This window comes from Mycetohabitans sp. B2 (genome assembly GCF_021733735.1).
GTDB classification, from domain to species: Bacteria; Pseudomonadota; Gammaproteobacteria; order Burkholderiales; family Burkholderiaceae; genus Mycetohabitans; species Mycetohabitans rhizoxinica.
This window is the reverse complement of sequence record NZ_JAHKSP010000046.1, coordinates 128381-148006: the sequence shown is the minus strand read 5'-3', so window position 1 is coordinate 148006 and position 19626 is coordinate 128381. Positions and strand designations below refer to the sequence as shown.

The 19626-nt window shown below is 62.8% G+C and carries 9 protein-coding genes and 1 pseudogene; 6 read left to right on the top strand and 4 right to left on the bottom strand.

Annotated elements, in window-relative coordinates:
• The first annotated feature begins 2272 nt into the window (after window positions 1-2272).
• Window positions 2273-2755 carry a hypothetical protein gene (locus KPG66_RS09725; RefSeq protein ID WP_041753741.1) on the top strand — a complete coding sequence of 161 codons (483 nt, stop codon included), beginning with the start codon at window positions 2273-2275 and terminating at the stop codon, window positions 2753-2755.
• Between the two features lie 232 nt (window positions 2756-2987).
• Here the strand turns inward: KPG66_RS09725 and KPG66_RS09720 are convergent, their stop codons facing one another.
• Entirely contained in the window at window positions 2988-4250 is a 1263-nt protein-coding gene (locus tag KPG66_RS09720) for a polyhydroxyalkanoate depolymerase (protein WP_041753740.1), read from the bottom strand.
• Between the two features lie 273 nt (window positions 4251-4523).
• On the opposite strand from KPG66_RS09720, the pseudogene KPG66_RS09715 reads away from it, so the two are divergent.
• A pseudogene (locus KPG66_RS09715) lies at window positions 4524-5086 on the top strand (beta-propeller fold lactonase family protein); the annotation flags it as partial.
• Window positions 5087-5154: 68 nt separating this feature from the next.
• Here KPG66_RS09715 and KPG66_RS09710 read toward each other — a convergent pair.
• The gene (locus KPG66_RS09710; RefSeq protein ID WP_237070770.1) at window positions 5155-8547 is read right to left on the bottom strand and encodes a DNA translocase FtsK; all 3393 of its coding nucleotides are present in this window, start codon (window positions 8545-8547) and stop codon (window positions 5155-5157) included.
• Between the two features lie 230 nt (window positions 8548-8777).
• Here KPG66_RS09710 and purT point away from each other — a divergent pair, with 230 nt between their 5' ends.
• Together purT and KPG66_RS09700 are read left to right on the top strand one after the other, a co-directional pair.
• Window positions 8778-10010 carry a formate-dependent phosphoribosylglycinamide formyltransferase gene (gene purT / locus KPG66_RS09705; protein ID WP_013435965.1) on the top strand — a complete coding sequence of 411 codons (1233 nt, stop codon included), beginning with the start codon at window positions 8778-8780 and terminating at the stop codon, window positions 10008-10010.
• A 351-nt stretch (window positions 10011-10361) separates the two neighbouring features.
• Window positions 10362-11870 carry a DEAD/DEAH box helicase gene (locus KPG66_RS09700; protein WP_422393320.1) on the top strand — a complete coding sequence of 503 codons (1509 nt, stop codon included), beginning with the start codon at window positions 10362-10364 and terminating at the stop codon, window positions 11868-11870.
• A gap of 5 nt (window positions 11871-11875) precedes the next feature.
• On the opposite strand, the gene gluQRS is transcribed toward KPG66_RS09700, so the two are convergent.
• Both gluQRS and KPG66_RS09690 read right to left on the bottom strand, forming a co-directional pair.
• The gene (gluQRS, locus tag KPG66_RS09695; protein ID WP_013435962.1) at window positions 11876-12790 is read right to left on the bottom strand and encodes a tRNA glutamyl-Q(34) synthetase GluQRS; all 915 of its coding nucleotides are present in this window, start codon (window positions 12788-12790) and stop codon (window positions 11876-11878) included.
• A gap of 67 nt (window positions 12791-12857) precedes the next feature.
• On the bottom strand, window positions 12858-13739 hold the full coding sequence (locus KPG66_RS09690) for a sulfurtransferase (protein ID WP_237070768.1): 882 nt from the start codon (window positions 13737-13739) through the stop codon (window positions 12858-12860).
• A 319-nt stretch (window positions 13740-14058) separates the two neighbouring features.
• Between KPG66_RS09690 and dnaE the strand changes: the two genes are divergently transcribed.
• A complete protein-coding gene (gene dnaE, locus KPG66_RS09685) occupies window positions 14059-17655 on the top strand; it encodes a DNA polymerase III subunit alpha (protein ID WP_237070767.1) in 3597 nt (1198 codons plus the stop codon).
• Window positions 17585-19459, top strand: a complete 1875-nt coding sequence (msbA, locus tag KPG66_RS09680; RefSeq protein WP_237070766.1) for a lipid A export permease/ATP-binding protein MsbA — start codon at window positions 17585-17587, stop codon at window positions 19457-19459. The genes dnaE and msbA overlap by 71 nt, the downstream gene beginning before the upstream one ends.
• The last annotated feature ends 167 nt before the right edge of the window (window positions 19460-19626 follow it).

Here is a 19626-nt window from a genome sequence, read left to right as displayed (position 1 = left end):
GCTGTGCGGCACGACAGGCGGTGCGCTGCTCAAGCATGTCGTGATGAGGGTCAGCATCAAGCTTAAGCCCGTCGCAGTTGCGAGGTTCTACCCAGTGCGTCGAGACAGGGGTTCGTCGATTCGCTTGCCGGCGTTGCCGTTCGGATGCAACCTGATGTTGCGCCGTGCCGCGATTAAGCTGACGGAGCGTGGTGCCATATTTACCGCCGCGTCAGGAGTCAGACTTGTACAACCACCGTGTCGCGATACTTCCCGGCTCAGCAGCGCTGTTGCCGCAATGGCTCAATGAGCGTTCCTTTGCGAGCACACCGTGTCCTTCGATGCCCTGCGCGTCCAACGGGCCGCTGGCGGCCCTGAAAACGTTGGCTAGGCCTAAGAGCACGCGCATTCAACCGCCTGGAGGAAGGCCGGCAGCGTTCGGTTCGCGCGGTGCTCTTGTCAAAGGCAATCAGACGTTCCCTGCTGCCTCTGGCGTACATGGCCCGCAGCCGACGGTTCGCCAATCCGCGCTGGACGCCGGGGAGCACCCCAGCGCTCGCTGGATGTCTTCATTCCCGCAAATGCTGCGTCGGGCGAGCACATCTTTCTCGACTGTGCCGTTGGCCCGTTGCAAGGCAATCGCGGCCGCTGTAGCACGAATGTTCCGCGGCTTCTTCCTTCCCAAAGCTGCTTCGGCTTGGGAAGGGCAAACGACGTCACAAATGAACGTGCCAGCACAAGGTGTCATCGCACCGTTTTCGAAAGAGGGTCGTGCCGATGGGCCTAATGGCCCATTCCAGTCGTTCGGTGTTCCCGTGTGGAAAGGTGACACCGCATCTTTAGACGAAGACGAGCCGTTCCCATCGCTGCGGCAACCGGATCCCGCGAAGATGCTATTGTGCAGTTCATTTGCGCCGCCGAAGCAACGCTCGGAGAAGGTGGATTTGCCACAAGCTCGTGTCCCCGATGATGCCTCGAAGGAGCAGTGGAAGATGAGTATGTTACGCCCCCAGCAGGGGGGAGTCGTCTCCGCGAAAACGCCATCGGCTCCGCCATCTTCGACGTTGAAACACTCCCCTGTTAAAAAGCCATCGGGACAGCGCTCAAAGCACGCGAGTCCGTCACACGCTAGTCTTCCCGATGATGCCTCGAAGGAGCAGGGGAAGAGCCGTGTATTACCTCCCCAGGAGAGAAGCGTACCGGTGCATCGACCGCTGACCGAAACCCGTAGGAACGTTTATCAGCCGCAGTTGGCGCCAAATATATTTTCGGTAGACCAAGAGACGGATTAATTTGAAGCCAAACCAACTGGGAATGCGTACCCTGCGGGCATGCTACGCGACTGTCGATTACGGCCGCCGATGGATTGCCATTGCGAAATCACGCTGTGGCGCCAGGCAGCAACGCACAATTCGAATAGGACGCGATCATTGGAGCATGTATGTTTGAAAGGCTAAAACTGGATGTATCTGGACAGACTTTGCCACAGTCGCAAGGTCTACGTTCGGCTTCTGAGGACAAGCCGGGCGTCACTCCAGCGCGTGCCGGGGTCTCGGCACTGCTAAGCGGGTTGAAAAAGTGTGGCTCGCGTCTGCGTGCTGCCGCGCTACCGTCCGAACAAGCGCAGTGGAATAGTTCCTCCCCAAGTACGGGCGGCGCTATACAAGGTGCCCACCCACCGCATGTTTGGGGACACGGCAATGCAATAGGCTTTTCTACCGCGCCACGATTCGGGCCGCCACCTGGGAGCGTGACGCCATCATGGTTTGCCCCGATGGGGAGCACTAGCCTATCGGTTATGTCGGGGCCTTTTCAGCCTTTAAGCCACGTGGTGGTCGTTCTGCCGCCGCCGCAGTCATCGCCTAACTCGATTGTGTCTGCCATTTCGCAGTGGTTGGGCGGTGTATCCATGCCAGCGGTATCCAGTAGTGCGATTATGCCGTCGTACGGTTCATACGGGCCTGGCAGTGGCAGCGTGCCGCCGTCTCCATGGCTGAGTCACGGCAACGTTCCGATGGCTGCTGGCTGGCATGAACCAAACGGCGCCGGGTACAGGATGCCGGCGTTCGCCAATCACGGTGTGCCGCGGCAGATGTTTCAAGAGCCAGGCATCAACCCCAATATGCCAATGCCTCAGCCTCCCTCCCCAAGCTATGCTACGCCTCCAAGACTTGAGGACGTGCCGCCACGGCCAAATAATGGGGTTGTTCCGATACGGCGGCCACTCAGACGAGTCGTTCCGCTGTCGTCGCAGCGGCGAAATACCGTTAGTCCCCCAAATCTTGGAGGATATTTGAGCGAGAAACAGCAAGAGATTTTTTTAAAGTTAAACGCGAAGGAAGAAAACGAAAGGCCGTCCGAGCAGGCAATAGAAACAGCCAACGATGAGGCGTTCGCCGAAGGCATCAGGCTAAGCTTGATCCAACACGCGGCTTCGGACGTCGCGCGCGCAGATGCGACGCAGGCTTTGGATGAGTCTCGAAGTGCGGCTACGGGTGGCGCGCCATTGCGTACCGTTGATACGGCTCGGCAGCGGCCACAAGTCGCGCCTTCGGATTTCCCATCTATTATGCGAGTACCGGTTGGGGTTGACGATGTAGCGCCATTGCGGACTCACGCAAGCATAAAGCGCCCGCCAACGGCATCGAAGAACGATGAAGCAACCAAGCGACTCAAATCATCGTACCTTCCCCAGGCGTTTTATCAGCCTGGGCTCACTCTGGGTAACATAGCGGATAACGCACCGGAGGAGCCTGAATCGCCCCATCAAAATTAACGGCTCAGTTGCAACTTTCCCTTGCCTGAACGCCAGCGCCGCTGATATGTCCGGCAACCCAGATGCGGCACGCCCGATGCGATACCCAATTTAAACGGGGCTGCGACAAGCACAGCGCTCAGATCCGTGGCAGGATTGCACGAACTGTTTTAGATGCCAGGTCAAGCCAATCCTTGGCGACGTGCTGACTTTAATCGCGGCCGTCCGTGTGGGAGAGCCGAGCGCGCCGGCGCTACGTCTGCACCGCAGTCTCGTGATCATGCTCATGGATGAACTCGCGGATCTGCGGATAGATGATCGTGCGCCAGCGCCGTCCCGAGAAGATTCCGTAGTGACCGCATTGCTCCGCGGTGAAATGCCGACGTGACGCTGACGCAATGCCGGTGCACAGCGTGTGGGCGGCGCGCGTCTGTCCACAGCCGGAGATGTCATCTAGCTCACCCTCGATCGTAAAGAGCGCGGTATCGGTGATGTCCTGTGGGCGCACCGGCTCGCCGTTGACGACCCAAGTGCCTTGCGCAAGCCGGAATTCCTGAAACACGATGCGGATCGTTTCCAAGTAATATTCCGCCGCCATATCCAGTACGGCGTTGTATTCGTCGTAGAAGCGGCGATGCGCTTGGGCATCGTCTTCGTCGCCGCGCACCAGGTTCTCAAAGAATGCCCAATGCGATTGCCAATGCCGCTCTGGGTTCATCGCAACGAACCCGGCGTGCTGCAGAAAACCCGGATAAACTTTGCGGCCCGCGCCCGGATAGTTCGACGGCACCGTATAGATCACATTGTTCTCGAACCACTCGTACGCGTGCTGAGTTGCCAGCGAGTTCACCGACGTCGGGCTCTTGCGGGCATCGATCGGCCCACCCATCATCGTCATTGTGCGCGGCGTGTTCTCGCTGCGGCTGGCCATCAGCGAAATCGCCGCGAGCACCGGCACCGTCGGCTGGCATACCGAGATTACGTGCAGGTTCTTCGCGCCGATGTGCCGGATGAAGTCCTGGATGTACTCGACGTAGTCGTCCAGATGAAACGCGCCGGCCTCGAGAGGCACCATCCGTGCATCGATCCAGTCAGTGATGTAGACTTTGTGGTCCTGCAGCAGCATGCGCACCGTGTCACGCAACAGCGTCGAGTGATGCCCGGACAGCGGCGCGCAGACCAGCACGACCGGTTCATGTTTTAGTTGCGATACGGCGTCGCTGTCGTCGGAATACCGCTTGAAGCGCAGCAGCCGGCAAAACGGTTTTTCCAGGATCGTCTGCTCGACGATCGGGATGCTGCGACCGTCCTTCTCAATCTGCTTGATGTTGAATTCGGGACGCTCATAGTCCTTGCCGAGCCGGTACAGCAACTCGTAGGCGGCGGCCCAGTGCGATGCACCAGGGACGTAGGCGAGTGGACTGGCCGGATTCGCGAACGATTTCGACGCGGATTGCGCCCAAGCAGTCAGCGGGCTCAGCAGCGCACGCTGGAATTCGTGAAATTGGTAGAGCATGCTTGCTCCGGTTACGGCATGTGGGTCGATTCTCACTGCCATGGGTACGGCGCCGGTCGATGCTGAGCGCTTTTTGCCGCCCGCGCGAGACACGCGGGCGGCCGGGCGTGGGACGACGTGTCCAATCCTGATATCCGATCATATCGGACAATCGCAGGTTGGTGCAATGCAGCAAATGAATGGCGAGCGTGTCCCTTATTGCGGCGCATCCAGCGCGGAACGAGGCTGGCCGCGCCGGCGGCGGTCTTGGCCATCGGCTCTTCGTGCCGCATGAGGTTCAGTCCGGTCGAGGGCAGCCGTGGCCTGCTCAGTCCGACCGACTGGCGTTATACGGTCATGAAGGGCGGGACGGGGCCGCGACACCTAATCTTTGACAAGAGCGGCACCCATGCGTACCTGACGCAGGAGCTGAGCGCGACCGTCACGGTATTCGATTACGCGGCCGGCCGGCTCATGCAGTGCCAGGTTGTGCCGTTGAGTGCGCCGGGCTTTCGCGGTAAGGTGGGTGGCGGCGCGATCCACTTGTCGCCGGACGGCCGCTTCCTGTATGCGACCCACCGCGGTGATGCCAATGAAATCGTTATCTATTCGGTTGGTGCCGACAACGGCCGCCTGGGCCTCGTGGGTCGTCAGTCGAGTCTGGGCAGCGCGCCGCGTGAATTCCGGATCGACCCCCGAGCGGGCGGTGGCTGATCGTGGGCAATTAACTGAGCGATATAGCGTACCTGTTCGCGCGCGACACGCAGACCGGCTTGCTGAAGCCTGATCCCAAGCGGCTGGAGATCGGCTCGCCGGCATTTTTTGAATTCGTTCCGCTCGACGAGCCAGGCGCGTAGGCGAGGCCGGGGTGCCGTCTCGAGAACGGCAGCGCGCGTCGAGGGGCGTGCGCCGCAGGCGCGGCGACTCAATCCGTGGGCGCCGGCGCGAGCACTTCGCGGCTGCCGTTGACGCCCATTGACGACACCAGTCCGGCCGCTTCCATTTGCTCGACCAAACGGGCAGCGCGGTTGTAGCCGATGCGTAACTGTCGTTGCACCGATGAGATCGACGCGCGGCGACTGCGCAACACGAATGCCACGGCCTCGTCATACAGCGGATCGGCCTCTGCATCGGGCGCTTCGCCGAACAGGTCCGTGGCCGCACTGTCCCCGGGCACGCCAGCTAGGATGCCTTCCTCGTATTCCGGTTCACCGAACTGCTTCAGATGTTCGACGACGCGATGGACTTCGTCGTCCGCGACGAAGGCACCGTGGACCCGTTGCGGGTAGCCGGTGCCGGGCGGCAGGAACAGCATGTCCCCTTGGCCGAGCAGCGATTCCGCGCCCATCTGATCGAGGATGGTGCGCGAGTCCACCTTGGACGAAACTTGGAATGCCACCCGTGTCGGAATGTTCGCTTTGATCAGACCCGTGATCACGTCAACCGACGGCCGTTGTGTGGCTAGGATCAAGTGGATCCCGGCAGCCCGGGCCTTTTGCGCGAGCCGGGCAATCAACTCCTCGATTTTCTTACCGGACACCATCATGAGGTCGGCTAGCTCGTCGATGACCACCACGATCATGGGCAGGGGAGCAAGCGGCTCCGGTGCGTCCGGCGTTAGCGAGAACGGATTGCCGATCTTGCGTCCGGCCTGTTCAGCATCGACGATTTTCTGGTTGAAGCCCGCGAGGTTGCGCACACCGAGCGCGGACATGAGCCGATAGCGCTTCTCCATTTCCGCGACGCACCACGTCAGTGCGTTTGCCGCGAGCTTCATATCGGTCACGACCGGCGCAAGCAGATGCGGGATGCCCTCGTAGACCGACAGTTCCAGCATCTTCGGGTCGATCATAATCAGCCGGACGTCCCGCGGCGTTGCCTTATACAGCAAGGATACGATCATCGCGTTGATCGCCACCGACTTGCCCGAGCCGGTGGTGCCGGCCACGAGCATGTGCGGCGCGCGTGCCAAGTCGGTCACGACCGGCTCGCCCGTGATGTCCTTGCCCAGCGCGAGCGTGAGTTGCGATGACGAGTCCGCGTATTCGCGCGACGCGAGGATGTCCGCCAACCGGATTACTTGCCGTCGGGCGTTGGGCAGTTCGAGTCCCATGCAGGTCTTGCCCGGGATCGTCTCGACCACGCGGATTGACGTCAATCCGAGGCCGCGTGACAAGTCCTTCATCAAGCCCACGATCTGGCTGCCGCGCACCCCCAGTGCCGGCTCGATCTCGAAGCGCGTGATCACTGGGCCGGCCGAAGCGCCGATCACGGACACCGGCACCTTGAACTCCTTGAGCCGCTGCTCAATTAACTGGCCGGTCGCGGCGAGCGCTGCCTCGGATACCGGTTCGATGATGTCCGAGCCGCTTGTGAGCAGCGCCAGGGCCGGCAATTCGATAGGCGAGGCGGCGCTCGCCTGGAATGGGAACGCGTTGCGCTTTGGGGCGGGGCTTGCCGCCGGCAGGGTTTCCTCGGGTGCGGCAGGCACCGTAGCAGAAACCGGCGCGCCGCCGTCGGGACTGGGCATCGGCTCGGGCGTGGGCATCGGCCCGGGCGTGGACATCGGCCCAGGTGTGGGCATTGGCGCCGACGCCGGCAAGGGCGCCGATGCGCAGACGGCAGCGGCAACTGCCGCAACCTGGGTAGTCGGCGGGATGACCGGTGGGAGAGCGGCGGAGGGCAGGTCTGACGCGGACGGAGGAGGGTCCGTGGGAGCCTGTACCCATGGCGGTGTGGACTCGGTATCGAATGAAACAGGGTTAACCGCCGGCGCATCTACGCGCAGCTCAGGCGATCGAAGGGTGTCCAAAGGCATCTCGGCACGCGCTGGCGGGAGGGGGGCCAGTGGCGGTGAGGCAGATTTCGACAATGATTGGGCCAGCAGTGTGGGAGCGGATTCCGGCGTGGCTGCGTCCGGTGGGATTGCATCCGGTGGGATTGCAGCGAGCCTTGGCTGGTCCGGATCCAATCGCGGCGTCGCGCACGCGGACGAAGACGTAACAGCGGACGTTGGAGCGAATGCCGACGGAGCCGGATCGTGAGGCATTGCCGCAGATTTCGACGAGGATTGAGCCAGCGGTGACGCAGCAGGCACGGGCGCTGTTGGCAGCGCGGTGGCCGTGTTGCCGTTGCGACCTGCTCGTCGGTCGAGGCTTGCGCCGGCGAGCGCGCTCCATTGGGCTGCTTGTTGCTCGATTGCGCGCAGTGCTGCCACGATGCTTGGCGGCGCCGGCGGTGCAGGCGGCGGGGTGAACACGCCGTCCAGTTGCGCAGGTCCGCTCGCGAGTCTGCCGTGCGGTGCCGCGGCGCGGTCTAGGTAGTTGTCGCTCGGCCGATACGGGCGCGGCGGTGTGCGCGACGGCGCTTGCCGGGGGGCGGGCGCGGCGGGGGCGCTGCCGCGCGGCGTCGTGCGGCGCGCTTCGTTACCGTCGAGCACGGCCGTGCGCGGGACGGTGCATGAATGGGCCGCGTACGGGGGCACGGCCGGCCGCACCGGTGAGGCCGGCATCGTCGCGCGTAGGGTTCCCCCTGTCTGCAGCGGTGCGTTCCTGCCGCGTGAAAGAACCTTCGAGGCGCCGTGCGCGGGGGCAGCGTACGGCGCCGGGGTGGCCACTGGCGACACCGCGGGTGGCGACGTGGCGGCGGGCGATGCAATCGTCGGCCCGCGGCCGTGGTCATGAAGGCTTGCCGATGGGCCCGCCGACTCAAACCGGACGTTCGGTGACGGGCCCGTGAAACCGCGTGTCATGCCTAGGTGCTTCGGCACACGGCGCGCGTCGGGCCAGTGAGATGCGCACGCACGCTTGCCCCGCGTATCGTTCGGGCCAAAACCGCCGTTGCTGGGCACGCGAAAATAAATTTTGCGCGGACCATGCGTTTCGTCGCCGCCGGTGGGGCGATGTGTCGGACTTTCGTGTCGTTCGTCGCGCGACGTGCGGCGTGTGCCGATACCGATGCCTAGGCCGAAAGTACGGTCCAGGTACGCGAAGCATTGTGGCCATTGGGTGCCAAACAGCCACGGCAGCGCGGCAATCCACAACAGCGTGAACACGACGATCGACGCGGGTGTGCCCAGCAGCGCGGCCAGGCCCGCAGCGCTTGCACGGCCGATCGTGTCGTACGCGGCATGCGTGGTGAGCCGTGCCTCCAGCGCGCTGCTGGCGACCAAGACGATGACGGTGCCGAGCCACAGGCGGATCGTCCCGGGCCCTTGCAGGCCGGCGCCACCCGGCCACAGCGCACGCGCGAGTCGCCACGTGAAGACGATGAGCCAGGCTGTGGAAAATCCGAATCCGCCGAGAACCACGCTGAGCATGCTTGAATAGAATCAGTCAGAGAGAGTAGGTGCCGCACTGCCGGACGACGATCGCGAACCAAAGAGCAAGTTTAACTGCTCGATGTGAATGCCGTGGCGACCACCGGTCCTGACCGCGTACCGATGGCCGATGCAACCTGCGTGTGCGGCGGGTATTGCGCGAAGGGGCAGCATGTTAACATCGCCGGCCATGCCGCACTACCGGTCTTGGCTACATCAAAGGAGAATCCATGTCCGTCAGTTCGTTTCATCACCGGCGTTTCGGCACGCCATTGTCGCCGGGCGCGACCCGTGTGATGCTGCTCGGGGCCGGTGAGTTGGGCAAAGAGGTGATCATCGCGTTGCAGCGGCTCGGGGTCGAGGTGATTGCAGTTGATCGCTATGCCGATGCCCCCGGCCACCAGGTCGCGCATCGTGCGTACGTGGTGGACATGGCCGATGGCCGCGCGCTTCGCGCATTGGTCGAACAGGAGCGCCCGCATCTGATCGTGCCCGAAATCGAGGCGATCGCCACCGACGAGCTTGCCGCAATCGAAGCCCAGGGACTGGCTGAGGTGATCCCCACCGCACGCGCGACGCAATTGACGATGAATCGCGAAGGCATTCGTCGCCTGGCCGCCGAGCAACTGCAATTGCCGACTTCGCCCTACGCGTTTGCGGACTCGCTCGACGCGCTGCGAGCCGCGATCGACGCCGGTATTGGCTACCCGTGCGTGGTCAAGCCCGTCATGTCGTCCTCCGGCAAAGGCCAGTCCGTGCTCAGGAGCGCTGCAGACATTGAGCGGGCCTGGCATTGCGCGATGTCGGGCGGGCGCGTGCATCACGGCCGGGTGATCGTCGAGGGCTTCGTGCAGTTCGACTATGAGATCACGCTGCTCACCGTGCGAGCCACCGATCCGGCAAGCGGTGGGATCGCGACGTATTTCTGTGAGCCGGTGGGCCACCTGCAAGTAGACGGGGACTACGTCGAATCATGGCAACCGCAGCCCATGAGCCCGCTTGCGCTCGAGCGGGCGCGTGAGGTCGCTCAGCGGATGACGGCCGCTCTGGGTGGGCGTGGGCTGTTTGGGGTCGAGCTATTCGTCCGTGGCGATCAGATCTGGTTTTCCGAGGTCAGCCCGCGTCCACACGATACCGGGCTCGTAACGCTGGCCACGCAGCGCTTTTCCGAATTCGAACTGCATGCACGCGCGATCCTTGGCTTGCCGGTGGACCCCGCGTTGCGCTCGCCCGGGGCGTCGGCAGTGATCTACGGCGGTCGCGACGAAAAAGGCATTGGCTTTGACGGTGTTGCCGATGCGCTGGCGGTGCCGGGCGCGGACCTGCGGCTATTCGGCAAGCCGCAGAGCTTTGTCAAGCGCCGCATGGGTGTGGCGTTGGCGGTGGCGTCGAGCGTCGATGAAGCCCGCGAGCGCGCACGCACGGCGGCCAGCCGTATCAAACCGGTGAGTGGCGGCGTATGATCGAGCCATGCACGAACGGTGACACTCCAGAACGGTGACATTCCCTGGTAGCGGCTATTCAAATCGCGGTTGGTACACTGTGTGGGCTCGCGCTGGCGGGCCAGAGTATCGTGCCGCTGGTTATTGTGCCGTTGATCGGCCACGTGGCCGCGGCGCCGGCTGACGCGTGCGTGGACGTATCCGCTACGCGATCGAGGACATGACCGAATTGCGCCTGAGGGGGATACGTAATGGATGCGCCCTGTCGCGCCGAATCCGGCCGTGGCCGCGCAAAGTGCTACAATTTAAGGCTATTTCCGGTATTTCATTAGGGGCAGCCGCGCACGCGGCCGCTTGAGCGAACGCCCACACATGTCAGATTCAGCCATTACCTCACGTTCCGTCCCGACTGACGCGGGGGCTTGCGGTGCTACGGCAAGCGCCGCCGCTTCCAGTTCCGCGCCAGCTGCCGCCCCGTTGTCATTCGACGGGTTCGGCCTTGCCGCGCCGATCCTTCAGGCGATAGGCGAACAGGGCTACACGAAACCGACGCCGATTCAGGCGCAGGCGATCCCCATCGTGCTGGCCGGACGCGACGTCATGGGTGCGGCGCAGACCGGCACCGGCAAGACGGCCAGCTTCTCGCTACCGATCATCCAGCGTTTGTTGCCGCTCGCCAGTACCAGTGCGTCTCCTGCGCGTCACCCGGTGCGGGCGTTGATTCTGACGCCTACACGCGAGCTTGCGGACCAGGTGGCGGCCAATGTGCATGCGTATGCCAAGCATACCGCGCTACGTAGCGCGGTCGTGTTCGGCGGCGTCGATATGAATCCGCAAACGGCTGAATTGCGCCGTGGGGTCGAGATCCTGATCGCGACGCCCGGCCGGCTGCTCGATCATGTGCAGCAAAAGAGCACGTCACTGGCACAGGTGCAGATGCTCGTGCTCGACGAGGCCGACCGGATGCTCGACATGGGCTTTTTGCCCGATTTGCAGCGGATCCTGAATCTGCTGCCGAGCCAAAGGCAAACGTTGCTGTTTTCTGCGACATTCTCTGCCGAAATCAAGAAGCTTGCGTCGACTTACTTGCGCGATCCGGTCACGATCGAGGTGGCCCGTAGTAATTCGACGGCGTCGAACGTGCGGCAAATCGTCTTCGAGGTGGCCGAGCCGGACAAGCAGGCAGCGGTCGTGCAGCTGATTCGTCAGCGCGAGTTGAAGCAGGTGATCGTTTTTTGCAACAGCAAGATCGGTGCGAGCCGGCTTGCAAAGCAACTTGAGCGCGATGGCGTGGTGGCCACCGCAATCCATGGTGACCGTTCGCAAAGCGAGCGGATGCAGGCGTTGGATGCGTTCAAGCGCGGCGAGATCGAGGCCTTGGTGGCGACCGACGTGGCCGCGCGCGGCCTGGATATCGCGGAGTTGCCGGCGGTGATCAATTTCGACTTGCCGTTCAATGCGGAAGATTATGTGCACCGGATCGGGCGCACGGGTCGTGCCGGAGCATCCGGCGACGCGCTGTCGTTGTTTAGTGGCAACGAGCGTAAGCAACTAGCGGACATCGAAAAACTGATCAAGCGGGCGTTGACCATCGAGCCGCTCGAGCTGGACCGGCCGGCCCGTCAAGGCCGCTCGCGTTATCATGACGATCGCGGCGACAGCCGTCGCGATCGTCATGCACACGTCGCTGACCGGGTGCGCGCGTCAATGCGTGACGCCCAGCCGGCCGACGATTTCTTCACGAAGCCGTACGAGCCGTCGCCTTCGGCCCGTCAGACGTCGGAACGCGCGGAATCGAGCCCATCAGCCGACAAGAAGACGCCGAAGCGACCGCTGGCTGCGCTGCTGGGCGGCTTCGGCATGCCACGCCGGAATTCGTAACAGTGTTACGCGCGCGTCGCCAGGCGCGCGCGCCAAGCGGGCACGGCCTCGCGATAGAACGCCTCCAGCGTCTTGCATCGCTGCGGTGCCAACGCGAGCCCGAGATGCGACGCCGCAGCCAATAGCGCGTTGAGCGGTCGGTCGATGTCGATCGGTGGTGCGCCGGTTTGCTTGCTCAATTTCTCGCCCTGCGCATTGACGACCACGGGCACGTGCAGATAAGCGGGCGTCGGATAGCCGAGGCAGCGCTGTAAGTAGATTTGCCGCGCGGTGGAATCAAGCAGGTCTGCGCCGCGCACGACGTCGGTAATCCGTTGCTGCGCGTCGTCGACGACCACCGCGAGCTGGTAGGCCCAGAGTCCATCCGCGCGCCTCATCACGAAGTCGCCGACCTCGGTGGCGAGATCCTGCCGCTGCGCATGCTGCCAGCGGTCGTCGAAGACGACCACCGCATTCTCTCCGTCCGGCACCCGGATGCGCCACGCACGCGCTGGCTTGCCGTGCAATCCGCTTCGGCATGTTCCCGGGTAGGCGAGTGTCGTGTGCCGAACGTGCGCGCGCAGCAGCGAATCGGCGATTTCCTTGCGTGTGCATCCGCATGGATAAATCAGACCCGCTGTATCCAACTGAGTGAGCGCTTGCTGGTACAGCGCGGTGCGAGTGCTTTGCCATACTGGCGTTTCGTCGCAGTGCATGCCGAGCCGGTGTAGCGTCTTCAAGATGTGTTCTGCTGCGCCGGGCACCGTGCGCGGTATATCGACGTCCTCTATCCTGACCAGCCACGTGCCGTCATGCGCACGCGCGTCTAGGTAGCTCGCCAGCGCGCTGACCAGCGAGCCTTGATGCAGCGGGCCGCTCGGGGACGGCGCAAAACGGCCGCGATAGCGGCGTGGCGACGCGGCCCCCGTTATCATCTGCATCGCAAAGCGTTTTTTATGTCACGACTAGTGAGCAAGCCGCGCCCGTCGCGACCCGACCGGGCGGGCATCATGTGGCGATCTGTGCCGATGTCTCGAATGACGGGCGCGCATCGTTTGCGCAGTGCGGGCACTGTTCGCCGGCGACATAAAGCGGCGATTGTTGTTCGGTCGGGGTGACGACCGCGCGGCACGCGAAGCACTGCACAGTGCCAGTCGGTTCGAGTTGCGGGTTAAGTGCCGTTCGATGATCGAACACGAAGCAGTCGCCATGGTAGTGAGCGCCGCCTACTTCCTCGAAGTACTTCAGGATACCGCCATCGAGCTGGTACACGCTGTCGATGCCGATGTTGTGCATGTGAATTGCGGCTTTCTCGCAGCGGATGCCGCCGGTGCAGAACGACACGACGGTCTTGCCTGCCAGCGCGTCTCGATGCGACGCGACGGCATCCGGAAACTCGCTGAATTTCGTCAGCCGATAGTCGATCGCATTGTCGAATGTGCCCACGTCGACTTCGAACGCATTGCGCGTGTCGAGCATCACCACGGGACGGCCGGCGTCGTCGCGCCCGTGATCGAGCCATTGCTTCAGGGTGCGCGCATCGACCGCCGGCGCGCGGCCGGCTTCGGGCCGTATCGCTGGCGACTTCATTGTGATGATTTCACGCTTGAGTCTGACCAGCATGCGTCGGAACGGTTGCTTGTCCGACAGGCTTTGCTTGAACGGCAAATCCGCGAACTTACCGCCGAACATCGGATCGGTGCGCAGGTAGTCGATGAACGTGTCGGTTGCCTCGCGGCTGCCGGCGATGAACAGGTTGATGCCCTCGGGCGCGAGCAGGATCGTGCCGCGCAGCGCCAGCGCGTCGCATCGCTGTCGCAGCACCGGACGCCACGTGTCGATCGCGTCCAGCGAAATAAATTTGTAGGCGGCAAGGTTGACGATACTCATGGTGTGCTGCTCTTGGCGAAAACAGAAATCAATGTGGCCGTGCGGCGACCGTGGGCAGGAGGGTACTTGGGCCGCGCGTCGACCGGGATGGCACCGGCGTCATAGGGTTGTACGTCATAGGGTTGTATTATCGCCGATCCGTCGCCCAGACCGCATCGGCCGGTTGGCCAGCGAGCGCTCGCGCTTATTCACATAGGCCGTCTCGCTCACATAAGCCGTCTTGCTGACTGGGCCGCCTGGTGCAGGCCGGTATGCTGTCGTGAGGGCCGGCGCTGCGGCATGACGGCCGGCGTCGCTCCCCGCAAGGTAAAATACTCGTATGTCTGATCCACGCTTCGTCCATCTGCGCGTTCACTCCGAGTTTTCCATTGCCGACGGCATCGTGCGTCTTGACGACGCGGTCGAGCGGGCAGCGGAAGACGGGCAAGGCGCGCTTGCATTGACCGATCTCGCCAACGCGTTCGGTCTGGTGCGTTTTTACAAGGCGGCTCGTGCGCACGGCGTCAAGCCGATTGTCGGTGCCGACGTCTGGGTCTCGAATCCCGATGATCGCGACAAGCCGGCACGGCTGCTGTTGCTCGTCAAGGACCGGCGTGGCTATCTCAACCTGTGCGAGTTGCTCAGCCGCGCGTGGTTGACGAACCAGTACCGCGGCCGGGCCGAAGTAGATTGCCAGTGGCTCGAAACGGGTCTTGCCGAAGGCCTGCTGGCGTTGTCCGGTGCGCAACACGGTGACATCGGCATCGCGCTGGCCGCGGGCAATGTGCAGGCGGCCACACGCCATGCACAGCGTTGGGCAGCGATCTTCCCGAATGCGTTTTACATCGAGCTGCAGCGGATGCGGCAACCGGGTGTCGAAGCTTATGTGCAGCAGGCGGTGGAGCTTGCTGCGCAGTTGAAGCTGCCCGTAGTAGCGACGCATCCGGTGCAGTTCATGACGCCGGAGGACTTCACCGCGCACGAAGCGCGTGTGTGTATCTCCGAAGGCGACATACTCGCCAACCCGAGACGCGCGAAGCGGTTTTCGACGGACCAGTACTTTTTCACGCAACAGCAGATGGGCGAGCTGTTTGCCGATATCCCGTCGGCGCTGGCCAACACGGTGGAAATCGCCAAGCGCTGCAACCTGACGCTCGAATTGGGCAAGCCCAAGCTGCCGTTGTTCCCGACACCGGACGGGATGTCGCTGGACGATTACCTGGTTCAATTGTCCAAGACTGGACTCGAGCAGCGCCTCGAGCAGCTGTTTCCGGACGCGACGCAACGTAACGCGCGGCGCCAGACGTATCAAGAGCGGCTGGCGTTCGAATGCGACACCATCATCAAGATGGGTTTTCCGGGGTACTTCCTGATCGTCGCGGACTTCATCAACTGGGCCAAGAACAATGGGGTGCCGGTGGGGCCGGGACGGGGGTCGGGCGCCGGTTCGCTGGTGGCATTCGCGCTCGGGATCACGGATCTGGATCCGTTACGCTACAACCTGCTGTTCGAGCGATTCCTTAATCCCGAGCGTGTCTCGATGCCGGACTTCGACATCGACTTCTGCCAGGATGGCCGCGATCGCGTGATCCAGTATGTGAAGAGCAAGTATGGTGCCGATGCGGTGTCGCAGATCGCCACGTTTGGCACGATGGCAGCAAAGGCTGCGGTGCGCGATATTGGCCGCGTGCTGGACTTGGGCTACAACTTCACCGATGGTGTCGCGAAGCTGATTCCGTTCAAGCCCGGCAAGCATGTGACCATTGCCGACGCGATGAAGGAGGAGCCGCAGCTGCAGGAGCGATTCGACAACGAGGACGAGGTGCGCCAGTTGCTCGAACTCGCGCAACGCGTCGAAGGGTTGACGCGCAACGTCGGCATGCACGCCGGTGGCGTGCTGATTGCGCCGGGCAAGCTTACTGATTTTTGTCCGCTGTACACGCAGGGTGACGACGGTGGCGTCGTCAGTCAGTACGACAAGGACGACGTCGAGGCCGTCGGGCTCGTCAAATTCGACTTTCTCGGATTGACCACGCTCACGATTCTTGACTGGGCCGAGCGGTATATCCGGCGGCTGGATCCGTCCAAGCAGGACTGGTCGCTCGCGCAGGTGCCGCTGGACGACCCCGCGTCGTTCACAATCCTGAAGAACGCCAATACGGTGGCGGTGTTCCAGTTGGAAAGCCGCGGCATGCAAGGCATGCTCAAGGATGCGCAGCCCGACCGCTTCGAGGACATCATCGCGCTGGTTGCGTTGTACCGGCCGGGCCCGATGGATCTGATTCCGAGCTTTTGTGCACGTAAGCATGGGCGGGAAACGGTCGAATATCCGGATCCCCGCGTCGAACCTATCCTGAAGGAGACCTATGGCATCATGGTCTATCAGGAGCAGGTGATGCAGATGGCGCAGATCATCGGCGGCTATTCACTCGGCGGCGCGGACTTGCTGCGTCGCGCGATGGGCAAGAAAAAGCCCGAGGAGATGGCCAAGCATCGCGAGTTGTTCCGTGAAGGAGCGGCCAAGAATGGTTTGAGCGCGGAAAAGGCCGACGAGATCTTCGACTTGATGGAGAAGTTCGCCGGCTACGGCTTCAACAAGTCGCACGCGGCGGCGTACGCGCTGCTCGCGTATTACACCGCTTGGCTCAAGGTGCATCATCCGGCCGAATTCATGGCGGCCAATATGTCGCTCGCGATGGATGACACCGACAAGGTGAAGATCCTTTTTGAGGACTGCATCGCGAACCATCTGGCGGTGCTGCCGCCGGACATCAATCAGTCGGCCTACCGCTTTGAGCCGGTGGCCGATGCGCCGGGCAAGCGCTCGAAGATGATTCGCTACGGCCTTGGCGCGATCAAGGGTAGTGGGCAGAACGCGATCGAGGAAATCCTACGGGCCCGTGAGTCGCAGCCGTTCAGCGACCTGTTCGACTTTTGCGAGCGCGTTGATCGCCGCATTGTGAATCGCCGCACGATCGAGGCGCTGATCCGGGCCGGCGCATTCGATTCGCTGCACGAGAACCGGGCGCAACTGCTCGCGTCGGTGCCGCTGGCAATGGAGGCGGCTGAGCAGGCGAGCGCCAATGCGCTGCAGGGCGGCCTATTCGACATGCCCGATGGCTCGAGCGGCCATCAGCATGAGTTGGTCGACGAGCCGGCGTGGACCGAGAAGCGCAAGCTGCAGGAGGAGAAAGCGGCGCTTGGCTTCTATATTTCCGGGCATTTGTTCGACGCATACAAGGACGAAGTGCGGCGCTTCGTGCGCCAGAAAATCGGGGAGTTGAAGGAAGGGCGCGACAAGGTGATCGCCGGCGTGATTACCGCGATGCGCACGCAAATGACGCAACGCGGCAAGATGCTGGTCGCGGTGCTCGATGATGGCACTGGCCAGTGCGAGGTCACGGTCTTCAACGAGATCTACGACGCGAACCGCGCGATCTTCAAGGAAGATGAACTGCTGGTCGTGCAGGGACAGGCGCGCAACGACAGCTTTACCGGCGGCATTCGCTTTACCGTGGACATCGTCATGGATCTGGAGCGCGCTCGCCGCCGCTATGCGGACTCGCTACTGCTGTCGGTCAATGGCAATGCGGATCCGAGGCGGTTGCGTGATTTGCTCGAACCGCACCGGCTGGCGGCGACCCCGCAGTCCGAACAGATGCCGGTGGCTGCCGGCACGTCGGGCCGGGCGCGCCATGCCGGTGGCCCGCCGCGTGGCCCGGCGGGCGAGGGCAGCAACGGGCGTCGCAACGGCGACGTGCGTGGCGGCCCAGAGCCGGGCGGCTTGCGGGTCAGAATCCGCTACCAGGGCGTTGGCGCGCAATGCGACTCGACGCTGGGCGACGCGTGGCGCGTGAGGCCCAGCGATGACCTTCTCAACCTGCTACGTGCCGAATTCAGCGCGGGCGCTGTCCAGATCCAGTATCCGCAGCGCTGACACCACCGAAAGGATTGATTTGACTACACTTGAGAACAGCGTGGCCAGTAGCGTGGCCAAGCCCGTTGCGCACGTCGATGTACTGGCCCGCATTGGCCGGATCGTGCGGCCGTACTGGTGGGCTGTCGTGCTCGCGATCGTATCGATGGGGCTGGTGGCGGCGGCCGAGGCGGGCATTCCGGCGTTGCTCAAACCGTTGATCGACAAGGGTTTCGGCACGAAGGACCCGGGTTCGTCGGTTCGCTGGTATGTTCCGGTGGCGATCATCGGACTCGCGCTGGGTCGCGGGCTTGCACAGTACGCGTCTGGCTACCTATTATCCTACGTGCTGAACCGCGCTTTGTTGGACCTGCGGTTGCAGATGTTCCAGACGATGCTGCGCGCACCGGCCGCTTTTTTCCAACGTGAAACGGCCAGCACGATCATCAATGCGATCGTGTTCGAGGTGAACCAGGTGCTCAACGTGTTGACAAACGTGCTAGTCACGCTCGTGCGCGATTCGTTGACGGTGGTGTTCCTGCTCGGCTATTTGTTCTACCTGAATTGGCGGTTGACGTTAATCGTTGCGGTGATCCTGCCGGCGATCGGCTGGCTGGTCAGCAAGATCAACCGGCGCTTGCGCCGGCTCAATCGTGAGCAGCAAATGCTGACCAACCAGCTGTCGTACATCGTCGAGGAGACGGTCGGCGGCTACAAGGTCGTCAAGGTGCACAACGGCGAACCGTACGAAATGGGCCGCTTCACGCATATGAGCCGGCGCTTGCGTGGCTATGCAATGCGGGTGGCAATTTCCGGCGGCCTGGCTCAGCCGCTGACGCAGTTCCTCGCATCGATCGCTTTGGCCGTGGTGATTACAATTGCCGTGATCCAATCGGCGAACGACCAAACGACGGTCGGTGGATTCGTCGCGTTCGTCACGTCGATGCTGCTCGTGATTTCGCCATTGAAGCACTTGATCGACGTCAACCAGCCGTTGACGCGCGGCATGACGGCCGCCGAGCTGATTTTTGGCCTGATTGACGAGCCGGTGGAGAACGCCGGCGGCGAACGGGAACTTGATCGTGCGACCGGCAGTGTCGAATTCGAGCATGTGAGCTTCGACTATGGGGCCACGGAGCGGCCGACACTCGACGACATTTCGTTGAAGATTGCGCCGGGTGAGATGGTGGCGCTGGCCGGGCCATCCGGCAGCGGCAAGACCACGCTGGTGAACCTATTGCCCCGCTTCTTCGATCCGACTGCCGGGCGCGTGTTGATCGACGGCGTGCCGCTGCCCGAGTATCGATTGCCGGACCTGCGCAAGCAGATCGCATTCGTCAGTCAGGATGTCGTGCTGTTCAACGATACGATCGCGGCCAACGTCGCCTATGGGCAGCCTGTGGAGCGCGATCGCGTCGATGCCGCGCTACGCGCAGCCAGTCTCACGGACGCGGTTGCGTTGATGCCGGCGGGGATCGATACGCTGGTTGGCGACAATGGCATGCGATTGTCTGGCGGACAGCGGCAACGGCTCGCGATTGCACGCGCGATCTACAAGGATGCGCCGATTTTGATCCTCGATGAAGCGACGTCGGCACTCGATTCGGAGTCGGAGCGCCATGTGCAAGCGGCGCTCGAAGTACTGATGCGTGGACGGACCACGCTGGTGATTGCGCACCGACTGTCGACGATTGAACGCGCTGATCGTATCCTTGTGCTCGATGGCGGTCGGATCGTCGAGGAGGGGACGCACGCGGAGCTGTTGCGCCGCGACGGTCTGTATGCGAACCTACATCGGATTCAGTACCAACAGGGGGCGGCGTAGCGGTGCGTGCTATGCAGTGAGGTTGCCCCCGAAAAACGCATCCCTTGTTAAGCATTTAAACTCAAGCAAGAAGCGTCAAGAAGACGAGCAAGACGACGCGGGCGCGCTACACGCTCGAATTTAAGCTGGAGGCGGCGCGGTTGGTCAAAGCCGGTCAGCGCATGCGG

What these genes read in the sequence shown, in the direction of transcription:
- KPG66_RS09700 (WP_422393320.1), top strand. Translation starts at nt 10,362, where the DNA reads ATGTCAGATTCAGCCATTACCTCACGTTCCGTCCCGACTGACGCGGGG.
- KPG66_RS09710 (WP_237070770.1), bottom strand. Translation starts at nt 8,547, where the DNA reads ATGCTCAGCGTGGTTCTCGGCGGATTCGGATTTTCCACAGCCTGGCTC.
- KPG66_RS09720 (WP_041753740.1), bottom strand. Translation starts at nt 4,250, where the DNA reads ATGCTCTACCAATTTCACGAATTCCAGCGTGCGCTGCTGAGCCCGCTG.
- msbA (WP_237070766.1), top strand. Translation starts at nt 17,585, where the DNA reads ATGACCTTCTCAACCTGCTACGTGCCGAATTCAGCGCGGGCGCTGTCC.
- KPG66_RS09690 (WP_237070768.1), bottom strand. Translation starts at nt 13,739, where the DNA reads ATGAGTATCGTCAACCTTGCCGCCTACAAATTTATTTCGCTGGACGCG.
- gluQRS (WP_013435962.1), bottom strand. Translation starts at nt 12,790, where the DNA reads ATGCAGATGATAACGGGGGCCGCGTCGCCACGCCGCTATCGCGGCCGT.
- purT (WP_013435965.1), top strand. Translation starts at nt 8,778, where the DNA reads ATGTCCGTCAGTTCGTTTCATCACCGGCGTTTCGGCACGCCATTGTCG.
- dnaE (WP_237070767.1), top strand. Translation starts at nt 14,059, where the DNA reads ATGTCTGATCCACGCTTCGTCCATCTGCGCGTTCACTCCGAGTTTTCC.